This window comes from Pedobacter sp. MC2016-24 (genome assembly GCF_015223055.1).
Classification (GTDB): Bacteria; Bacteroidota; Bacteroidia; order Sphingobacteriales; family Sphingobacteriaceae; genus Pedobacter.
The window spans coordinates 546,339-564,382 of record NZ_JADFBX010000004.1; the positions used below are offsets into that span (position 1 = coordinate 546,339).

Sequence of the window (18,044 nt, forward strand, 5' to 3'; positions counted from 1 at the left end):
TTTATGAGAAATGGAATTTTGGTCGGCGGCAACTGGATCATTGATCAGGTTAAAGTGATCGATGTTTTTCCCGAGGAGGAAAAGCTGGTGAACATCCTGGTAGAATACAGTAGTAACGGGGGATCTGCCTATAACTTATTAAAAGGTCTGGTTAAACTTGGTGCAGATTTTCCGCTAAGCGGATTGGGACTTGTCGGAAATGACGAACGGGGATCGAAGATTATAGCAGAATGCCTGGAGTTGGGCATCGATGTCAGTCAGCTCAGGCAGGTCGATGCCCCTACATCTTATACCGATGTCATGACCGTTAAACATACCGGGAAGCGTACTTTTTTTCATCAGCGCGGTGCAAATGCCTTGCTTGATGTTGACGATTTTGATTTTTCGGGTTCAAAGGCCAGGATTTTTCACCTGGGCTATCTGCTGCTGCTGGATCGACTGGACATCGTTGAGCCGGATGGTCAGAGCAGGGCTTCGATGGTTTTTAAAGCAGCGAAAGCTTCAGGTTATCTGACTTCTGCGGACATTGTAAGTGAGCGTTCAGATCGTTTTAAAGACATCATTCCTGCTGCTTTGCCCTATATCGATTACCTGTTTGTGAATGAATTTGAGGCGGCAATGCTGACCGGCATCGCAACTGTGTCCGCAACAGCTGAGCTGTTGCCGGATGCCTGTCAGCTTGCCGCATCAAAAATTATAGAGATGGGGGTAAACCAATGGGTTGTGCTGCATTTTCCCGCCGGTGCCATTGCGGTGAGCAGGTCGGGAGCAGTATTGTTTCAGCCGAGCATCCAGGTTCCGGCTGAAAAAATAGCCGGGGCGGTCGGGGCTGGCGATGCTTTTGCTGCCGGGGTATTGATGGGGCTGCACGATGGCTTACCTATGGAAGCTTGTCTGGAACTTGGCGTATGTGCAGGTGCCTCTAGTTTATTTGCGGCGACCTCTTCTGACGGCATTTTACCTGCAGATGAATGTAGATTACTGGTCGGGGAATATGGTTTTAGAAATGAAACTATTAAAATTTAATTAAAGATTGTATCTTGATCTCCTCATGAAACCTGAACAATTAGAACCTTTATTATCTGCCCTGATTCCGAAGAAACAAGTTAAATGTCAACTGATTGACTTAGTTGCCTACGCGTCTGACGCTGGGTTTTATTACCTGCGGCCGAAGGCAGTTGTTTTACCAGATACGGAGGAGCAGATCATTCAACTGTTCCTTTTTTCTCAACAGCACGGCATTCCACTCGTTTTTCGTACTGCCGGAACAAGTTTATCCGGGCAGTCGGTTACCGATGGGATCCTGGTTGATCTGAGTCAGTATTGGGACCAGATTGTGGTGGAGAAGGCCGGTGATCTGGTGCGGGTACAGCCCGGAGCAGTGGGATCTGTCGTGAATGCCAGATTATCCAGATACGGAAGAAAAATAGGTCCTGATCCGGCAAGTATTACTTCAGCGATGATGGGGGGGATCATTTCCAACAATTCAAGTGGCATGTGTTGCGGTGTAAGTAAAAACGCCTACCATACCACAAAATATATCCGCTTTATCTTGCCGAACGGGAAGTTATATACAACAGAAAACCAGCAGGACTACCAACGCTTTTCAGAAGAATGTCCGGCGCTTTCTCAGCAATTGAAAGTGTTACGTCAGCAGATTTTCGAACAGCCCGAGGTCCTGGAGCGGATCAGGCAAAAGTATCAGACCAAAAATACAGTAGGTTACGGATTAAATGCTTTTGTTGATTTTACGGAACCACTGGACATCATGGCGCATTTGCTGATTGGTGCCGAGGGTACCCTGGGATTTATTGCAGAGGCGGTATTGGAAAGTATCCCGGATTACCCGGAGAAATCGACTGCATTGCTTTACTTTTCGGACATTTATGCGGCCTGCAGGGCAATCGAACCGCTTACCTTATCAGGTGCGGCCGCAGTGGAACTGATGGATCGGGCTTCGCTCAGGTCTATTGAACATATTGCTGGCGTACCGGAGCTGATCAAGACCTTAGGTGCAGATGCTGCGGCACTTCTGGTGGAATACCATGCCGCAACTGTTCCGGAATTGCAGGGTTACCTGGCTCATTTTGAGTCGGTATCGGAAAGCCTGGCGCTGTTGACACCTGCTTCTTTTACGACCGTTAAAGCAGAACAGGCTTTGTTGTGGAAGGTGCGGAAAGGGATGTTCCCTTCAGTAGGCGCGGTAAGGGCAAGAGGAACTACGGTTATTCTGGAGGATGTGGCTTTCCCGGTTTCAAGACTTGGGGATGCGATCCTGGATCTGCAGGTGCTATTCAAAAAATATCAATACGACAATGCCATTATTTTTGGTCATGCAAAGGATGGAAATATCCACTTCGTGGTTACCCAGGCTTTCGATACCGAGGCAGAAATCACACGGTATCACCACTTTCTATCAGAGGTTGTTGCGCTGGTGGTCAACAAGTATGAAGGAACATTAAAGGCCGAACATGGGACCGGAAGGAACATGGCTCCCTTTGTAGAAACAGAGTGGGGCGGGGAAATCTACCAGATCATGAAAGCCATTAAGCTGGCAGTTGACCCGGATAATCTGTTAAATCCTGGGGTCATTATCAATGAAAATAAATCTGCGCACATTACCAATTTAAAAGGTCTGACCCAGGTAGAAAAGGAAGTGGACCAATGTATGGAATGTGGTTTCTGCGAACAGAAATGTCCGAGCCGCAACCTGACGCTGACACCGAGGAAGCGGATTGTGGTCAGAAGGGAATTGATTAAACTTAAAAATACGGGTGTCAAAAAGGAGTATGCCGAACTTTTAAAGCAGTACCAATACCAGGGACTGGATACCTGCGCTGTAGATGGACTCTGCGCCACCGCCTGCCCGGTAGATATCAATACGGGCGACCTGGTGAAACGTTTGAGGCGGGAAAACCATTCGGCCATGGCGAACAAAGTTGCTTTGATGACTGCTGTGAATTTCCGTTTGGTGGCAACCCTGGTGCGGGCGGCTTTAGCAGCCGGATTAACCATGAACCGGATTTTTGGAAAGCGCAGTATGATCGGAATTACTTCCGGCCTGAAAAGTGTAATCCCTGCATTTCCATTGTGGTCAAACCAACTGGCCCTGGCCAAAAAGCTCCGTGCCGGCAAACAGGAGGGCGCTACAAATGGTACGGTAGTTTATTTCCCCAGTTGCATTTCAAGAACGATGGGTGAACCTGATCCCAGGGAGAAAGGAGTGATGCAGACATTGATGGATGTTTCTGCTAAAGCAGGAATCCATGTCCTGCTTCCATCTGAAGTGAGCAGGATGTGCTGCGGACAGATTTATTCGTCTAAAGGTTTTTATGATGCCTATACCTTTACCGTGAACCAGACCATTGAGCAGCTTTGGCTGGCCAGCAACGAAGGTCGCTTTGGTATTGTTCTGGACATCAGTTCCTGTACACAGACTTTGTTAAATTGCAGAGCTGCGCTGAGCCCCTCAAACCAGGGAAAATTTGATGCGATGAAAATTATGGACAGCATCGATTACCTTCATGATTATATTCTACCGCACGTTTCGGTTGGGACTAAAAAGAAAAACATTGTAGTACATCCGGTATGCTCTCTGCAAAAAATGTCTGGACTGGAATTTAAATTCACTAAAGTAGCCAGTCATTTTGCTGAAAACGTTACTGTTCCATTATTTGCGGGTTGCTGCGGTATGGCGGGTGACCGGGGTTTCTTACATCCTGAACTGACCCAGTCGGCCACTGCCGGAGAGGCTTCAGAAGTTAAAGCACAAGCCTTTGATGGCTATTATTCCTCATCCAAGACTTGCGAGATCGCTTTATCAGAAGCTGTCGGAAAAAATTATTATTCTATACTTCGTCTGGTAGACGAATGCGCTGTAAAATAAAAAAAACAACACAAATGAAAACCTGTAAACTGTTCATTTTCCTTAGTCTGATTGCTTTACATTCGACTGCAAAAGTATCTTTGCCTGCCGTTATCTCCAGTGGGATGGTACTCCAGCAGCAAAGTGAAGTGGCCTTATGGGGTAAGGCAAAATCCAGTTCAAAACTCAGCATTGTTACTTCATGGAATAAAAAAACTTACAGTTTAACCACTGAAAAGGATGGTTCCTGGAAAACCACTGTTCAGACGCCAACCGCCGGAGGGCCTTATGGAATTACTTTTAATGACGGAGAAAAGCTGGAGTTACAGGATGTGTTGATCGGGGAAGTCTGGGTGTGTTCTGGGCAGTCCAATATGCAAATGCCAGTTGGCGGTTTTATGAATGAACCTGTTGCCCACTCGTTAAATCTGTTGATGGAAGCTGAGGAGCAGGGTGTACGCTTGTTTAAAATCGAAAGAACCTGGGCAAATACACCCAGAACAGCATTAAAGGCCAGGTGGAAAAGCAGCAATGCTGAAAATATAAGTGATTTTAGTGCGGTGGGCTACCAGTTTGCCCGTATGCTGCAAAAACAACTCCATGTACCTGTCGGCATTATTGAATCTGCATTTGGCGGAACGCCAATAGAAGCCTGGATGAAAAGCAATAGTCTGGCCGGTTTTACAGACTATCCTGTAAAAACAGATACCACCACTACAAACAGAAACGATGCCAGCGTATTGTTTAATGCCATGATTAACCCAATTGTTGGTTTCCATATCAAAGGCGTGATCTGGTACCAGGGTGAATCCAACCGGTCGACTGCAAATACCTATGACCGGAAAATGCAGGCGATGGTTAAAGAATGGCGCAACATCTGGGCTTGTGGCGACTGGCCTTTTTATTATGTACAGATCGCACCTTTTTTATACAAGGGCGACGAAAACAAACTCCCTTTGATGTATGAAGCTCAGGCCAGGGCTATGCGCCTGATCCCAAATTCCGGAATGGCGGTAAGTGTAGATGCAGGGAGCGAAGTCAGCATCCATCCATCAGATAAAACTGTGATCAGTCAGCGACTGGCCTATTGGGCTTTGGCCAAAACGTATGGTAAAAAAGGTATTCCTTACCAGGGTCCGAAATATAAATCTATCCAGACTGAAAACGGAAAAGCCATCGTAAACTTTGAGCATACCAATAATGGTTTAACTGCTTATGATAAACCGTTGATTAATTTTGAAATCGCCGGGGAGGATCGGGTGTTTTATCCAGGTACAGCTATAATTTCGGGAAGCACGGTGGTGGTGCAAAGTAATCGGGTGAGTAAGCCTGTCGCCGTACGTTACGCATTTAAAGATTGGTTGGCTGGTAACCTTTATAATGTTGATGGTTTGCCTGCTGCGCCCTTCAGAACAGATCAATGGTGAGCGCGCAATAAATTGGCAAACCCTAATTGTCCTTCATTTCCGGAAATGCAGTACCAAAATTGCGATTTAAACTGAAATAATTCCAGAATTTGATAACTTGCAGGTACTAACATACAAACCAAATATGAATTTATTCAGACACCGTTTCTTTTTACCAGCCAGCTTTCTGCTGCTTTTATTCATTGGTCTGGCATCTTGCAAAACCAGGCAAAACCAGTCCGTTTCTAAACATCCCGAAGCTAAATTGGGATGGAAATTGGGTGCACAGGCTTATACCTTTAAACAGTTTACTTTCTCTCAGGCCATAGCTAAAATAGATAGTTGTGATTTAAGTTATGTGGAGGCTTATCCCGGACAGGAGATTGGTGCCGGTATCCCAGGTAAAATGGATTATAAAATGGATGCAGCTAAGCGTAACCTGATTTTAAAAAAGCTGCAGGAAAACCATGTTAAAATGGTGGCTTATGGTGTGGTTGGTGCCGATAATGAGGCCGACTGGATCAAAATATTTGAATTTTGTAAAGCCATGGGGGTAGAGACGATCACTTCTGAGCCCAATGAAAAATACCTGCAATTGCTTTCAGATCTTTGTGATCGATATCAGATCAATGTGGCCATTCACAACCACCCTAATCCTTCCCACTACTGGAACCCGGATATTGCCTTAAATGCCATCAAAGGAAAAAGTAAGCGCCTGGGTTTATGTGCCGATATTGGTCATTGGGTGCGTTCCGGACTTGATCCTGTTGCCAGTTTAAAAAAGGCTTCGGGCCATGTACTTCACTTGCACATGAAGGACCTGAACGAAAAAAGCCGCAATGCACACGATGTACACTGGGGCGAGGGCGTTTGTGACATTGATGCTGTGATCAAAGAGCTGAAAAGCCAAAACTTCAAAGGCGCAATATCTGCAGAATATGAATACAACTGGAACAGCAACAGCGCAGATGTGGCTGAAAGTGTAAAATATTTCCGGAAGTCTTTTAATCAACCCTGATTTTCCACAACAGGCATGAGCGAACTGAAGCTCATGCCTGTTGGCTTTTGCAGATCACAAATGTTGTTTTTATGAAACGCTAACCCAGGGCTAGTATTTGTTCAATAGAAAGTCCTGTAAGTTCAGAGATATCTTCCACAAGCATGCCCTTCATTTTTAATTTGAGCGCAATTTCGAGTGCCATTTCTTTCTTTTCCTTTGCAGCTTTAACGCGTTCTTCCTTGCGCGCTTCCCGTCTTCCTTGTTGATAAAAAGGATCTTTTTCTACTTTAAATGTACCAACGATTCCCATAGCTATCTTAAAATGTGTTAGTGATCGCCAAATATAGGTTCTGGTTTTATAATTAAAAAACAATTTTAATCTAAAAATTAACTCCTGAAAACTTTAACGATAATTATTTTGAGATTAAGCATGGAATTCTGTAATAAATCTCAAAAATTTGATATATCAACATTTTAGTCTGCGCGCCAGATGATACTTAAAGTAAAGGTATAAACGAGTGTGATCCCTGCCCAAAAAAGGAAAGTTTCGAAAGAAGTTTCGGGGAAACGTGCACTTTGAGATAGAAATGCCGCACTGCATAACAGCAGGAGCAGCCCGGTTCCGCAGGACCAGATGATTTTGGGAATTTTGCCTGAAGCGCCGACAGGTTTTTCATTGGCAATTGATCCAGCACTTGCAGCTGTTTCAGTAAAATCGAATTCAATATTCAGTTGTTCGGCAAGAATTTTCAGTGTATAACTTCTTGGGTTAACTTCGCCATTCTCAATCCGCTGTATAGAGCGCAAACTGATGTTGCTGAGTTTCGCAAGTTCCAGTTGGGTAAGCCCTTTGGCCAGCCTGCCGGTTTTGATTCTGTTTGCGGTATTCATTGAGCTTGAAAGCATACGACAAAGGCGACATTTGTACGCCATTTGCAAATGGCGGCTTGTTTACGATCACAAAGGTAATAAGTTTGTTTCGTAAAGCACATCTTATGTACGGAATCCTGATTGAACTCCTGTTGTCTTATCTCTTGTTAAAATATCTGGCTAAAACCAATCTCCAGGCCATTGGCTTTTTGCCTTCTGGTATACACCTATTGCAATTGTTGGTTGGGATACTTTGGGCAGTACTGTACCATTGCTGTTTTGAATATGGCCTTTCGTTATTGGTACATAATCCATGGAAGCTGAACCCGGCGTATGGTATTCCCGATTTCTGGTCTTCATTTGCATACCTGCTGCGTTCAGTAGTTTATGAAGAACTGATTTTCCGCGGAGCGCTCTTGTATCTGCTTATACAGAGATTTGGGGGGCGCCTGGCGATGCTGGTATCGGCATTAAGTTTCGGGGTTTACCATTGGTTTGCCTGGCAAGCCTGGGGTAATCCGGCACAAATGCTGATGATCCTGGCCACAACCGGGTCAGTAGGTTTTGTGTTTGCCTATGCTTTTTATCGCAGTCGGTCGGTTTACCTACCCATTGGTTTGCATTTTGGGAACAACCTGTCGGCGATGGTTATTTTCTCTAAAAGTGATATGCTGGGTAAGCAATTGTTGCTAAAGCAGTTTGTTCATGATCCGGTTGTACCCAATGCATTGATTTCTTTACCTGCATTATTTTTACATTTTGCGGGTTTCCAGTTGCTGACCTGGTTGATGCTGAAATGGTATTTTAGTTGGAGGAAATTGGCACCTTAAACCTTCAGCTATTGTTTTTTTGTGTAATTTGATCTTTTTCCTCCTTAAAAAGGAGCAAATAAAAAACACAAAACAATGATTATAGAAACGGAGCGGCTTTATTTTCGCGAATTGGCAGAAACAGATGATGCCGCGATTTTTGAATTGGATTCAGATCCGGAGGTGCATCAATATTTAGGGCAGCATCCCATTGCCAGTATAGCAGATGCCCGGCATAGCATCAAATTGATCCGTCAGCAATACATAGACAACGGGATCGGACGTTATGCCATCATCGAGAAAGACAGCCATAATTTTGTAGGATGGGGCGCTTTTAAATTCATCACGCAACCAACCAATGGCCACCAGTTTTACCATGATCTGGGATATCGCCTGATCAAGAGGTATTGGGGTAGGGGATATGCTACAGAATCTTCCAAAGCAGCCGTTGATTATGCTTTTAAGCAGCTGAAATTACCAGCCATTTACGCCATTGCCGATGTCGGAAACCTGCAGTCGCAAAAGGTTTTAGAAAAATGCGGTTTAGTCAGAAATGGCGTATTTGATTACGACGGGGTTCCACATTACTGGTATGAAATGAAGAACCCTCATGGTTAAGTAAAACTAACGATTTCTGGCCGTGTAGCCAGGGTTTCGTTCATTTCTACGAGATACTTTTTTTTGCCTGACACTTTAAATATTACGATCAGGTGGTTGTTTTCTTTGCTGATCTCTAAACGTTCTAAAGAAAGGCCTTTGGTGTTTAAAGTGTCTTCCAATTGCTCAATCTGCTTAAAGTCCGGGTCGCGAAACGTTACGCTCAGGAGTTTTTCTTTTTGCAGTTGCGCAATCATCCGCTCCACTTTGGTCACCATTAACAAGACACCGAGCGTAATGATGGTGAGGCATAAAGCCAGTGCATGGTAACCAATGCCGGTGGTCATGCCGATTGCGGCAGAGGTCCAGATGACAGCAGCGGTCGTGAGTCCACGTACAGAAATTTTGTCTTTAAATATGACACCTGCGCCGATGAAGCCGATACCGGTAATGATATTTGCTGAGATCCGGTCATCAGCGCCAACACCATGTCGGGACACTATGGTAAAAATGGTAGAGCCCAATGAAATCAGGATGATGGTACGAAAGCCGGCAGACTTGTTTTTATATTCCCGTTCAAATCCTATTGCGCCTCCACAAATGATTGAAACAATCATGGCGATCATATCTTCAAGTTCTACCGTAAAATCCATAAATAACGCTTGTTTTAGTTGTGCTATCGCATGGCGACTCAAAAGGCCAATCAATTTTCAATCCAAGTTTCTAAAATTTATCCCGGTAACGACTTAACCACGGCAATTACGCTCTTCGCGTAGTATAAAGCCGTGTTCGCGTAATAAAATTGGCAATGCCCGTTTTTTAAAATATGTTTGATTCCCCTTATGGTATAATTGATACAGGACGGATGTCCATTAAAATACCACAAATCCCTAGTACGTGATTTTTTAGCTAAAATTGGTACAAATAATAAACGCTGCCTGCTAGGGCGGCGTTTATTATTAACTTCGCGCAAATTTTATTAGGTCATTGATAGTACCTCGATCTGCCACGCGTAATGCGCTAATGTAATTAGTCCGCGTGTCATCGGCTTTAACCAATGTTGAACTGCCCCAACTAAATACTTCAGATTTATAAAGGTTTGCGACGATAACATCTGCAATCAATCTTGAATGGCGCCCGTTGCCATTGGGAAAACAATGTATAGCTACAATTCGGTGCTTGAATCTGATGGCTATCTCCTCAGGGGGGTAAGTTTCGTTTTCATGCCAGTAGCGTGCGTCATCAAGCAGCAACCTAAGATCTGTTGCCACCTGGTAGTATGGTACTCCTATGTTTTTATTTGATTTTCTAAAATTACCCGCCCAGGTCCAAACATCACCATACATCTTTGCATGCAACGCTAGCATAAAATCCTCGGTGAAGATTTTTTTTGCAGGCCATCTATTTTTGATCGTCCACTCGACTGCCTTTTGTATATTCAACTGTTCGAACTCATCCAACTCTTCTCTTGTAGTAATGGTGTCAATTCTAAGCCCTGCCTTTTCTTCTTCGTCGAGTGGGGTTTGTCCTTCCTGATATTCGATCTCTAGAGCCATAGGTATTTTGGAAGTTCATCTTTAATATCCTCTGCTTTTTCTATTATCGCTTTGCGAAGACGTTCATTTGTATTCTCTTGATCCTCAAGTTTCATGGACGCTGAAGTTCGCATAACTATTTTCTTTGCCATCTCGTACGCTCTTTGTTCTATCATTTTTTCAACGCTTTCATCTTTGGGTATTAACGCATAAACTAGTTTCATATCCAAGCCTTCTGCAGCTTCTTTAAGTGCGTTCAGTGTGATACTTCCACTTTGCTCTCGCAATTCAAGATTTTTGATACCTTGTGGAGTCGTATCGAGTTTTAGGCCAAGCGCATTTAATGGCATGTTCAGAGATGTACGTATTGCATTTAGCCATCCTTTTTCTGGCCTTATTATAACGGCAGCAGGTTTAAAAGCGGCTAATTTACTATCCAATTGCTCAATGATCAATTTTCTCTTGCGTCTGTCCATAAACAAATTTAAACATATATGTTTAAATATGGAAATAATTTTAAACATATATGTTTATTTTGTTGTTGGTGAATCAACCATTTTTACAACAAATTTTTTTACGCTATTTGTTTCAGTTTGTTTCTTTCCAATTGCAAATCGTAGTCCATTTGCAGGCTCAACCAAAACTCAGCAGAAATATCCAGTTCGGTCTCTAATTTTAAAGCGATGTATGCTGTAATATTGCGTTTTCCTTTCAAAATATCGCTGAGTTGTTTTTGTCTAGAATTCTATCCCGTATCATATTTTATTGATCATGATTTGTCAGCTCACTTATGATTAAAATTTCCTTACTACTAAATGTATAATAGAATTTAAAGCATATACATTAAAAGATATACTTGTAAGTCTATATATTTTTATTGGAATAATGGTAACAGACCTACAAAAATTAAGTTGCGAAACGATACACAGGGCATGTAGTTAGTATTTATTAAAAAATAATATATATAAATGTGTATCTTTAAATTAAATAGGAAACCAATTATAAATTCTTTTAAATGAAACTGGGCAAAATAGAGCATAATTTGTCATTACTGGCTGAATTTACCGCAGGCAATGAACGGGCTTTTGATCAATTTTTTCGGCATTTCTTTCCCATTCTCCGCGTGTTTTGCGCAAGGATTGTTGGCGATGAAATCGCTGCAGAAGATGTTGCCCAGGAGAGTCTGGTGAAAGCCTGGCACCGCCGGGCAGATTTCGAGTGCTATTCCAAACTGAGGTCATTCCTGTATACTGTTGCTAAAAACGATTGTTTCAAAATGCTGGAAAAACAAAAAAGGCAGAAAGCTTTTGAAGATGCATCAGATCAGTCGGGGATTTATGATGGCGATATACTTGAAGATATGATGCATGCCGAGCTGATCAGCCGCATCTTTGCCCAGGTAGATACTTTACCCGAGCAATGCCGCAGGGTAATCCGCATGACTTTCCAGGAGGGTAAAACACCCCGGGAGATTTCGGAAGAACTCGGTGTAACAGTCAGTACTGTAAATAATCAGAAAATGCGGGGACTGACTTTGCTGAAAGGCAAACTTTCTGACAGGGATTACCTTACTGCAGTGGTTATCCTCACAGCTGGAATTTTGCATTAGTTGAATGCTGCACCTTTCTGTTCTGCCACTTTACATTTTATTTTAAGAAACCTTCGCCCATAACAGTCACATCTTCTGCCGCATTCGACAGGATAACTATCCCAAGCTGTCTTTGAGGATCGAAACCAACAAACGACCTGAAGCCACCCGTGCCACCAGAGTGGTGGTAATAAGTATACCGGCCGTATTGGCTAATTCTCCAGCCCAATCCCATACTTTGATCCTTACCTTTAAATGTGGGCTCATGACTCAATGTAATTGCCTTTGCTAAGGGCCCTGTCATCTCCATTTGTGCACGGGTATATTTAACCATATCATTCAGCGTAGAGCGGATGGCTCCAGATCCTTTCAACGAGGCCAGGTCCCAGGGGGCTGTCGCTTCGCCTGTTTCGTTATAGCCTTGCGCAAGTGCATAGGCGTTAAGCGTAACACTGGTATGCTCCATAGCCAGGGGCTTGCAGATTTTACTGAGGATCAATTGCTCAAAACTGAGCTGAAGTTTACGTTCCAGTATGGTTCCCAGCACACCAGCTCCGTAATTGGAGTAGGAAAACACAGTGCCAGGCATAACCACAGGATGATAATTCTTTAAAAAACTAAAAAGTGAATCAGGAGTATAATGCTTGTAGGGATCCTTTGGATCTACTTTACCATTGAAAATATTGGCTGGCAATCTTGGAAGTCCCGAAGTGTGGTTGGCCAGGTCTTGTAAGGTGATGGGCCTTCCCTGGAACTGGAGTGGGGGGATAGCATCGGGCAGATAAAGATTGATCGGGTCGTTGAGCTTCATCTTACCGGCTACAACTTCCTGGGCAAGCATCAGGGTATTAAAGGTCTTTGTTACCGAGCCAATTTCGAATATGGTCTTTTCAGCATCTGGTAATTGCCTCGTCTTCCTGTCAGACGAGCCATAGCTGTATTTTCTAACTGTTCCCTTATTCATTACTGCCAGCACCAGGCCTGAGGTATTTCCCTTTTGAATATAAGGCCTTACAGCGCGTTCCACGGCCAGATCAAGCGCATCTTTAAGCGGGTTATTGCTTGGTACCTGATAGGTCTTATCGGCAATGACGATCGGTGCGGCAGTAAAATTGAGCCGATCTATTTTGCCCTGCCTGTCAAGGCTAAGAGAAAACACCTGTCTGGAATTTTCAAATACCGCCAGGTAATTGAAGCCCTTTTCATTCTGCTCCTTAAAAACGCTGCTGGTCCAGTCGCCCACTTTTCCATGAAACTTACGCATTCCAAGCGCAAATTGTTCGCCGGTCATTTTTTTCTGAAATATTGGCGATGTTAAGGCATAAATTTTATCCGGTTGGTTTAAATTAAAGCTGACTTGCACCGCTTCGGCGATGGCGTCGGATGACGTCCTTTCCTGCTGAGCATAACTGAAACTCACACTGCAACACATCAGGCAAAAGCTAATCCCCAAGGTTATGAGTTTATGCATAAGGGTACAGGTTCTTAAAGCTAACATAGTCATTTAGAGTTCACAAAACCGGATTTGTTACATTCCATTTACCCCTCATCGCTGCAAACTCCTGCACCTTCAAAAAAATATTTTACAATCCTTTAGATAAAACCGATGCTTCATGGATTATAGTAGTAAATCATTCAAAACTGAATTGAAATGGAAGCGTCAGAAAATCATCACATCCACATCTCCGCATTGATCAGCAGGTATCTGCTGAATGAACTGGATGGCGCTGAGCTGACCGAGCTGGAGGATTGGATTGTAGCAGATGAACAACACGCCAGGCTTTTCCGCAATTTGTTAAATGAAGCCGAACTTGAAAACCAAGGCCGGATTTTCCGCACAGCGGATACCGAAGCGGCACTGTTACGTGCCAAAGCAAAGCTGAGTTTGATCACAACAGCAGGTTCATCCACTGAGGCAGACCTCAAACCAAAAAAACTATGGAAATATGGCTGGGTAGCTGCTGCTGTAGCAACCCTCATCTTCGGCCTTTGGTTCTTTGAATCCCATTACAGGAACGGTCGTCATCCTGAACTTGTTTCAGGATCTGCATATGCCAACGACATTGCCCCCGGTAAAAATACCGCAACCCTAACCCTGGCCAGCGGAAAAACCATAACCCTTAGCGAAGCTAAAACCGGCGTGATCATTAATGCCTCGAAAATAAGTTATAACGACGGTACAGACCTCTCTGCTTACGGAGGAGATGCCGAAGGCGCGGATGGGAATCATCAAATATTTACCGCGCAAACCCCTCGCGGCGGTACCTATCAGGTCACCTTACCAGACGGCACCCACGTATGGCTCAACGCCGATTCAAAAATTTCCTTTCCTGCGAAATTTTCTGGTGCATCTCGAAAAATATTGCTTAGCGGAGAAGCTTATTTTGAAGTAAGCCACATGTCTAAGGCTGTCCCAAAACCCTTCATCGTAGAAACCGCCAGGCAGCAAGTTACGGTGTTAGGCACCCATTTCAACATCAGTGCCTATTCTGATGAACGCGATACAAAAACAACCTTACTGGAAGGTTCCGTAAAAGTAAGCACAAGCCAGGGCGCTCCCGCCACCATCTTAAGGCCCAACCAACAAGCCACTACCAGTGGTACTACCATAACCACCAGAGAAGTAGACCCAAGCCTGGCCATTGCCTGGAAAACCGGGCGCTTTACCTATAAAGACACGCCCCTTGAAACTGTGATGCGACAAATCTCGCGCTGGTACGACGTAGACATTACCTATACCAGTAGCGATTTAAAAAATGAACTGTTTAGCGGATCCGTATCCCGTTACGATCACGTATCCAGAATACTCGGTACCATTGAATTTACCGGGACAGTGAAATTCAAGTTACAAGGAAAGCAAATCACCGTTACCAAATAGCACAAACTAAAACCAACACAAATGAATACCACGTAAACAGACTTTACACAACCATTGGTTAGCGCTTAAAAAAGGCGTAAAAGTATCTCACACCTTTACGCCAGCATTTGGGCTAACCCTAAACAAATCTTACAACGTTTAACCGTATTAACCCAAACAACACGAAGGTATGAAATTATATCCTTTAAACCGAGGTATGCTACCCTGGTGGCTACCCCCAAAACTATTATTGATTATGAAAATGATCATGGTCTTACTGACCGCCTGCTTTATGCAGGTAAGTGCCGCTACCTTTGCCCAGAACCTTACCTACAGTAAGAAAGGGGCAAGCCTTGAGCAAATATTTACAGCCATTGAAAAACAAACCGGCTACAATGTATTCTATTCGGCCAAACAAGTCGATGCCGCTAAAAAAATAGATGTGGATTTCCAGCAGATGGACCTGAAATCGGTTATGGATCTGCTGGCCGAAGATCAGGATCTGGATTACGCTATGGACGGCAAGAACATTAGTATTAAAATGAAAACGCCCAGCTTTCTGGATCGGGCCAAAAGCGCCATTCTGGATGTGTTTCAAAATTTTGATGTGCATGGCTGTGTGCTGGATGCTGATCAGAAACCTTTGCCGGGCGCTACGGTTAAAGTAAAAGCTACGGGTAAAGTGGTGAGTACAGATTCCAAAGGTAATTTTTACCTGAAGAATATAGCTGAGGGTACAATACTGGTGATCTCGTACACCGGATATCTGCCCAAAGAAGTTAAAGCCGAAAAGGAAATGGGTAACGTGATCCTTTCGGAGAGCGTTGGCGAGTTGGATGAGGTTAAGTTGATTGGTTACGGTACAACTACGCAAAGGTTGGCGACTGGGAATACGAGTAGGATTACCGCTGCGGATATTGAAAAACAACCAGTGGCAAATCCTTTGCAGACTTTGCAGGGGAGAATGCCGGGAGTGTTGGTGACAAATGGACAGGGCTTGCCGGGCACGGAGACGAAAATTCAGATCAGGGGGATTAATTCGATTGCTGGGAATAGAAATCCATTGTATATTGTGGATGGGGTACCTTTTTCGGCGACGGCGTTGTATAATATTGAAACAGGTGGTGTCTTAACTAATTTTCAGAATGCAGCATCCAGGGGATCTTTTACCCCATTTAATAGTTTATCCCCTTCGGATATCGAAAGTATAGATGTACTTAAAGATGCGGATGCAACCGCTATTTATGGCGCTAGAGGGGCTAACGGAGTAATTTTGATTACGACAAAAAAGGGAAAATCAGGTATTACTAAATTTGATTTTGACATCAGTCATGGAATTTCAGAAGCGAGTCATTTACTAAAAGATTTTTTACCTACTGCTCAGTATGTCGCATTAGAGAAGGAGGGTGCTAAAAATGACGGGTATGATGTTAATGATCTCCAAGAGTATTTACCTGAAATTTTTAAATATGATCAGAACCAGAATACAGATTGGCAAAAGGTGATTTTAGGAAATACGGCTCATTTAACCAATGTAACTGGAAGTATTTCAGGAGGAAACTCTGGTACCACATTTCTTTTAGGTGGAAATTACCGAAAAGAAGGTACGATTTATCCTGGGGATCTAGGTTATACCAGGGGCGGTGCACATTTTAATTTAAACCACAAGTCACAGAACAATAAATTCTTTACTTCGTTTAGTGCAATCTACACATCAGATAAAAATTCTTTAACTGTTGGAGGGTTGCCAATATTTAATTTGCCCAATTTTCCATTGTTTAATGCGGATGGCTCAAGGAATTATGGGGATAACAACAACTATCAAGCAATATTGGAGCAAAAAAGTACAACCAAGACAGATAACCTGGTTGCCAATGGACAGTTTGGATACCACATTACTTCAGATCTAAATTTTAAAACCGCACTAGGTTTTAATCGGATTTCATTGAATGGTTTTAATGTAGAACCATTGAGCTCCCTTGTCCCTGAAGGTAACTTTGTTAACCAAGCTCAATATGCCAATAATACATCTACCACAATCAACATAGAACCGCAATTGAATTATATTAGATCGATCGGTCCAGGTAAATTACAGGTGCTTTTTGGAGGAACTTATCAGTCTACGGTTTCCCAAGGGAACTTTATTCAGGGAGAGAACTATAAAGATGAGAACCTATTCGAAAACATTGGCGCAGCAGGAAATATCAATATTCAATTTTATCCTCCGACAACCACATATACCCAATATAAACTGGTTTCAGCTTTTGGGCGGCTCAATTATAATATAAAGGACAGCTATATTCTTAATGCTAATTATCGCAGAGACGGTTCATCTAGATTCGGACCTGGTAAGCAATTTGGCAGTTTTGGAACTGTAGGTGCCGCCTGGATTTTCTCTAATGAAGGCTTTTTTAAACGGAATCTTTCTTTGATCAGTTATGGTAAGGTCAGGGCGAGCTACGGTACTATTGGAAATGAACCAGCCTCAGATTATAATTTTTTACAGTCTTACACATCTTCTGGAACATATCAAGGGAATCCAGGTTTAAAACCAGCAAGAATTGGAAACCCTGATTACAGATGGGAGGTCGTGAAGAAACTGGACATAGGTTTGGATGTTGGAGTGCTTTCAGATCGGATCCTGATTTCTGCATCCTGGTTCAGGAACCGGTCGGACAATCAGTTAATAAGGTATTTCCTTCCTGATTTAACTGGCTTTCCAGGTTATACGAATAATTTTCCTGCCGTAGTTGACAATAAAGGATTAGAATTTTCGATCAATACAGAAAATCTGAAAACCAAAGATTTCAATTGGCGTAGTAGCTTTAATTTATCCTTTAATAACAACACCCTTGTTGCCTATCCTGGCCTTGAATTCTCTACCTATAAATATGACTACGAAATTGGAAAGTCTTTAAGTATAAAAAAGAGTGGCTCTTTTGCTTTTGCTGGTGTAGATCCTCAGACAGGTAACTCTCTATATTATAACCAAAATGGTGAGAAGACAACGAATCCACAATTTGGCCCTGATTATTTTGCAATTGGTAAAACGTTGCCGGATTATTATGGCGGGATTAGTAATAGCTTTAGCTATAAAGAATGGCAGCTTGATTTTTTGTTTTCTTTTGTCAAACAGGAAGGATATAGACCTGGATTTTCACCTGGATATTTACATAGTTATATGCCAGAAGAGGCTTTGCAAAGATGGCAGAAACCGGGTGATGTAACCAATGTGCCAAAAGCTTCTTTAACCAGCGAGGATTTTTTTTATTATAAAAGCTCAAGTCATTTCTGGGCAGATGCTTCCTATATTAAACTAAAAAATCTTTATCTCAGTTACCGATTTCCGGATTCCTGGATGAACAAGGCAAAGATCAACCAGCTTAAACTCTATGTTCAGGGACAAAACCTGTTGACCTTTACCCGCTATAAAGGATCTGATCCCGAATTTCCAAGTAGAGTTTTGATGGTTCCAACCCTTCGGACTTTAACCGCTGGTATGCAATTAACACTTTAA

15 protein-coding genes and 1 pseudogene are annotated in these 18,044 nt (G+C 43.1%); 9 read left to right on the forward strand and 7 right to left on the reverse strand.

All coding sequences use genetic code 11. The features are described 5' to 3' along the window. The first annotated feature begins 3 nt into the window (after positions 1 to 3). The 4 genes from IM797_RS13255 to IM797_RS13270 all read left to right on the forward strand — a co-directional run bounded on the left by IM797_RS13255 (position 4) and on the right by IM797_RS13270 (position 6,289). Positions 4 to 1,026 (forward strand): carbohydrate kinase family protein, encoded by a 1,023-nt coding sequence (locus IM797_RS13255; protein ID WP_194127600.1) that lies wholly within the window; start codon positions 4 to 6, stop codon positions 1,024 to 1,026. A gap of 25 nt (positions 1,027 to 1,051) precedes the next feature. Then, on the forward strand, positions 1,052 to 3,886 hold the full coding sequence (locus IM797_RS13260; RefSeq protein ID WP_194127601.1) for an FAD-binding and (Fe-S)-binding domain-containing protein: 2,835 nt from the start codon (positions 1,052 to 1,054) through the stop codon (positions 3,884 to 3,886). Between the two features lie 14 nt (positions 3,887 to 3,900). Continuing rightward, complete coding sequence (locus tag IM797_RS13265; protein ID WP_194127602.1) at positions 3,901 to 5,292, forward strand: sialate O-acetylesterase; 1,392 nt, start codon at positions 3,901 to 3,903, stop codon at positions 5,290 to 5,292. A 124-nt stretch (positions 5,293 to 5,416) separates the two neighbouring features. Continuing rightward, positions 5,417 to 6,289: a sugar phosphate isomerase/epimerase gene (locus tag IM797_RS13270; RefSeq protein ID WP_194127603.1), complete on the forward strand. Its 873-nt coding sequence runs from the start codon at positions 5,417 to 5,419 to the stop codon at positions 6,287 to 6,289. Positions 6,290 to 6,368: 79 nt separating this feature from the next. Here IM797_RS13270 and IM797_RS13275 read toward each other — a convergent pair whose 3' ends face one another. Together IM797_RS13275 and IM797_RS13280 are read right to left on the reverse strand one after the other, a co-directional pair. Beyond that, on the reverse strand, positions 6,369 to 6,581 hold the full coding sequence (locus tag IM797_RS13275) for a hypothetical protein (RefSeq protein WP_194127604.1): 213 nt from the start codon (positions 6,579 to 6,581) through the stop codon (positions 6,369 to 6,371). A 164-nt stretch (positions 6,582 to 6,745) separates the two neighbouring features. Next, positions 6,746 to 7,162: a helix-turn-helix domain-containing protein gene (locus tag IM797_RS13280; RefSeq protein WP_194127605.1), complete on the reverse strand. Its 417-nt coding sequence runs from the start codon at positions 7,160 to 7,162 to the stop codon at positions 6,746 to 6,748. 5 nt (positions 7,163 to 7,167) lie between these two features. On the opposite strand from IM797_RS13280, the gene IM797_RS13285 reads away from it, so the two are divergent. Both IM797_RS13285 and IM797_RS13290 read left to right on the forward strand, forming a co-directional pair. Continuing rightward, positions 7,168 to 7,971 carry a CPBP family intramembrane glutamic endopeptidase gene (locus IM797_RS13285; protein ID WP_194127606.1) on the forward strand — a complete coding sequence of 268 codons (804 nt, stop codon included), beginning with the start codon at positions 7,168 to 7,170 and terminating at the stop codon, positions 7,969 to 7,971. Between the two features lie 75 nt (positions 7,972 to 8,046). Next, the gene (locus IM797_RS13290) at positions 8,047 to 8,568 is read left to right on the forward strand and encodes a GNAT family N-acetyltransferase (protein ID WP_194127607.1); all 522 of its coding nucleotides are present in this window, start codon (positions 8,047 to 8,049) and stop codon (positions 8,566 to 8,568) included. Here the strand turns inward: IM797_RS13290 and IM797_RS13295 are convergent. The 4 genes and pseudogenes from IM797_RS13295 to IM797_RS13310 all read right to left on the reverse strand — a co-directional run. After that, the gene (locus IM797_RS13295) at positions 8,565 to 9,200 is read right to left on the reverse strand and encodes an MgtC/SapB family protein (RefSeq protein ID WP_194127608.1); all 636 of its coding nucleotides are present in this window, start codon (positions 9,198 to 9,200) and stop codon (positions 8,565 to 8,567) included. The two genes, IM797_RS13290 and IM797_RS13295, sit on opposite strands and share 4 nt — an antisense overlap. Before the next feature lie 306 nt (positions 9,201 to 9,506). Continuing rightward, positions 9,507 to 10,103 (reverse strand): mobile mystery protein B, encoded by a 597-nt coding sequence (locus IM797_RS13300; RefSeq protein WP_194127609.1) that lies wholly within the window; start codon positions 10,101 to 10,103, stop codon positions 9,507 to 9,509. Beyond that, complete coding sequence (locus IM797_RS13305) at positions 10,094 to 10,606, reverse strand: XRE family transcriptional regulator (protein WP_228098843.1); 513 nt, start codon at positions 10,604 to 10,606, stop codon at positions 10,094 to 10,096. Before IM797_RS13305 ends, IM797_RS13300 begins: the two co-directional genes overlap by 10 nt. A 50-nt stretch (positions 10,607 to 10,656) precedes the next feature. Continuing rightward, positions 10,657 to 10,806, reverse strand: a pseudogene (locus tag IM797_RS13310) (transcriptional regulator); the annotation flags it as partial. Between the two features lie 291 nt (positions 10,807 to 11,097). On the opposite strand from IM797_RS13310, the gene IM797_RS13315 reads away from it, so the two are divergent. Then, positions 11,098 to 11,691, forward strand: coding sequence for an RNA polymerase sigma factor (locus IM797_RS13315; RefSeq protein ID WP_194127611.1), 594 nt, complete (start codon positions 11,098 to 11,100; stop codon positions 11,689 to 11,691). Positions 11,692 to 11,728: 37 nt separating this feature from the next. Here the strand turns inward: IM797_RS13315 and IM797_RS13320 are convergent, their stop codons facing one another. Beyond that, positions 11,729 to 13,141 carry a serine hydrolase gene (locus tag IM797_RS13320; protein WP_194127612.1) on the reverse strand — a complete coding sequence of 471 codons (1,413 nt, stop codon included), beginning with the start codon at positions 13,139 to 13,141 and terminating at the stop codon, positions 11,729 to 11,731. Between the two features lie 180 nt (positions 13,142 to 13,321). On the opposite strand from IM797_RS13320, the gene IM797_RS13325 reads away from it, so the two are divergent. Beyond that, complete coding sequence (locus IM797_RS13325; RefSeq protein WP_194127613.1) at positions 13,322 to 14,548, forward strand: FecR family protein; 1,227 nt, start codon at positions 13,322 to 13,324, stop codon at positions 14,546 to 14,548. 169 nt (positions 14,549 to 14,717) lie between these two features. Continuing rightward, positions 14,718 to 18,044, forward strand: a complete 3,327-nt coding sequence (locus IM797_RS13330) for a SusC/RagA family TonB-linked outer membrane protein (protein ID WP_194127614.1) — start codon at positions 14,718 to 14,720, stop codon at positions 18,042 to 18,044.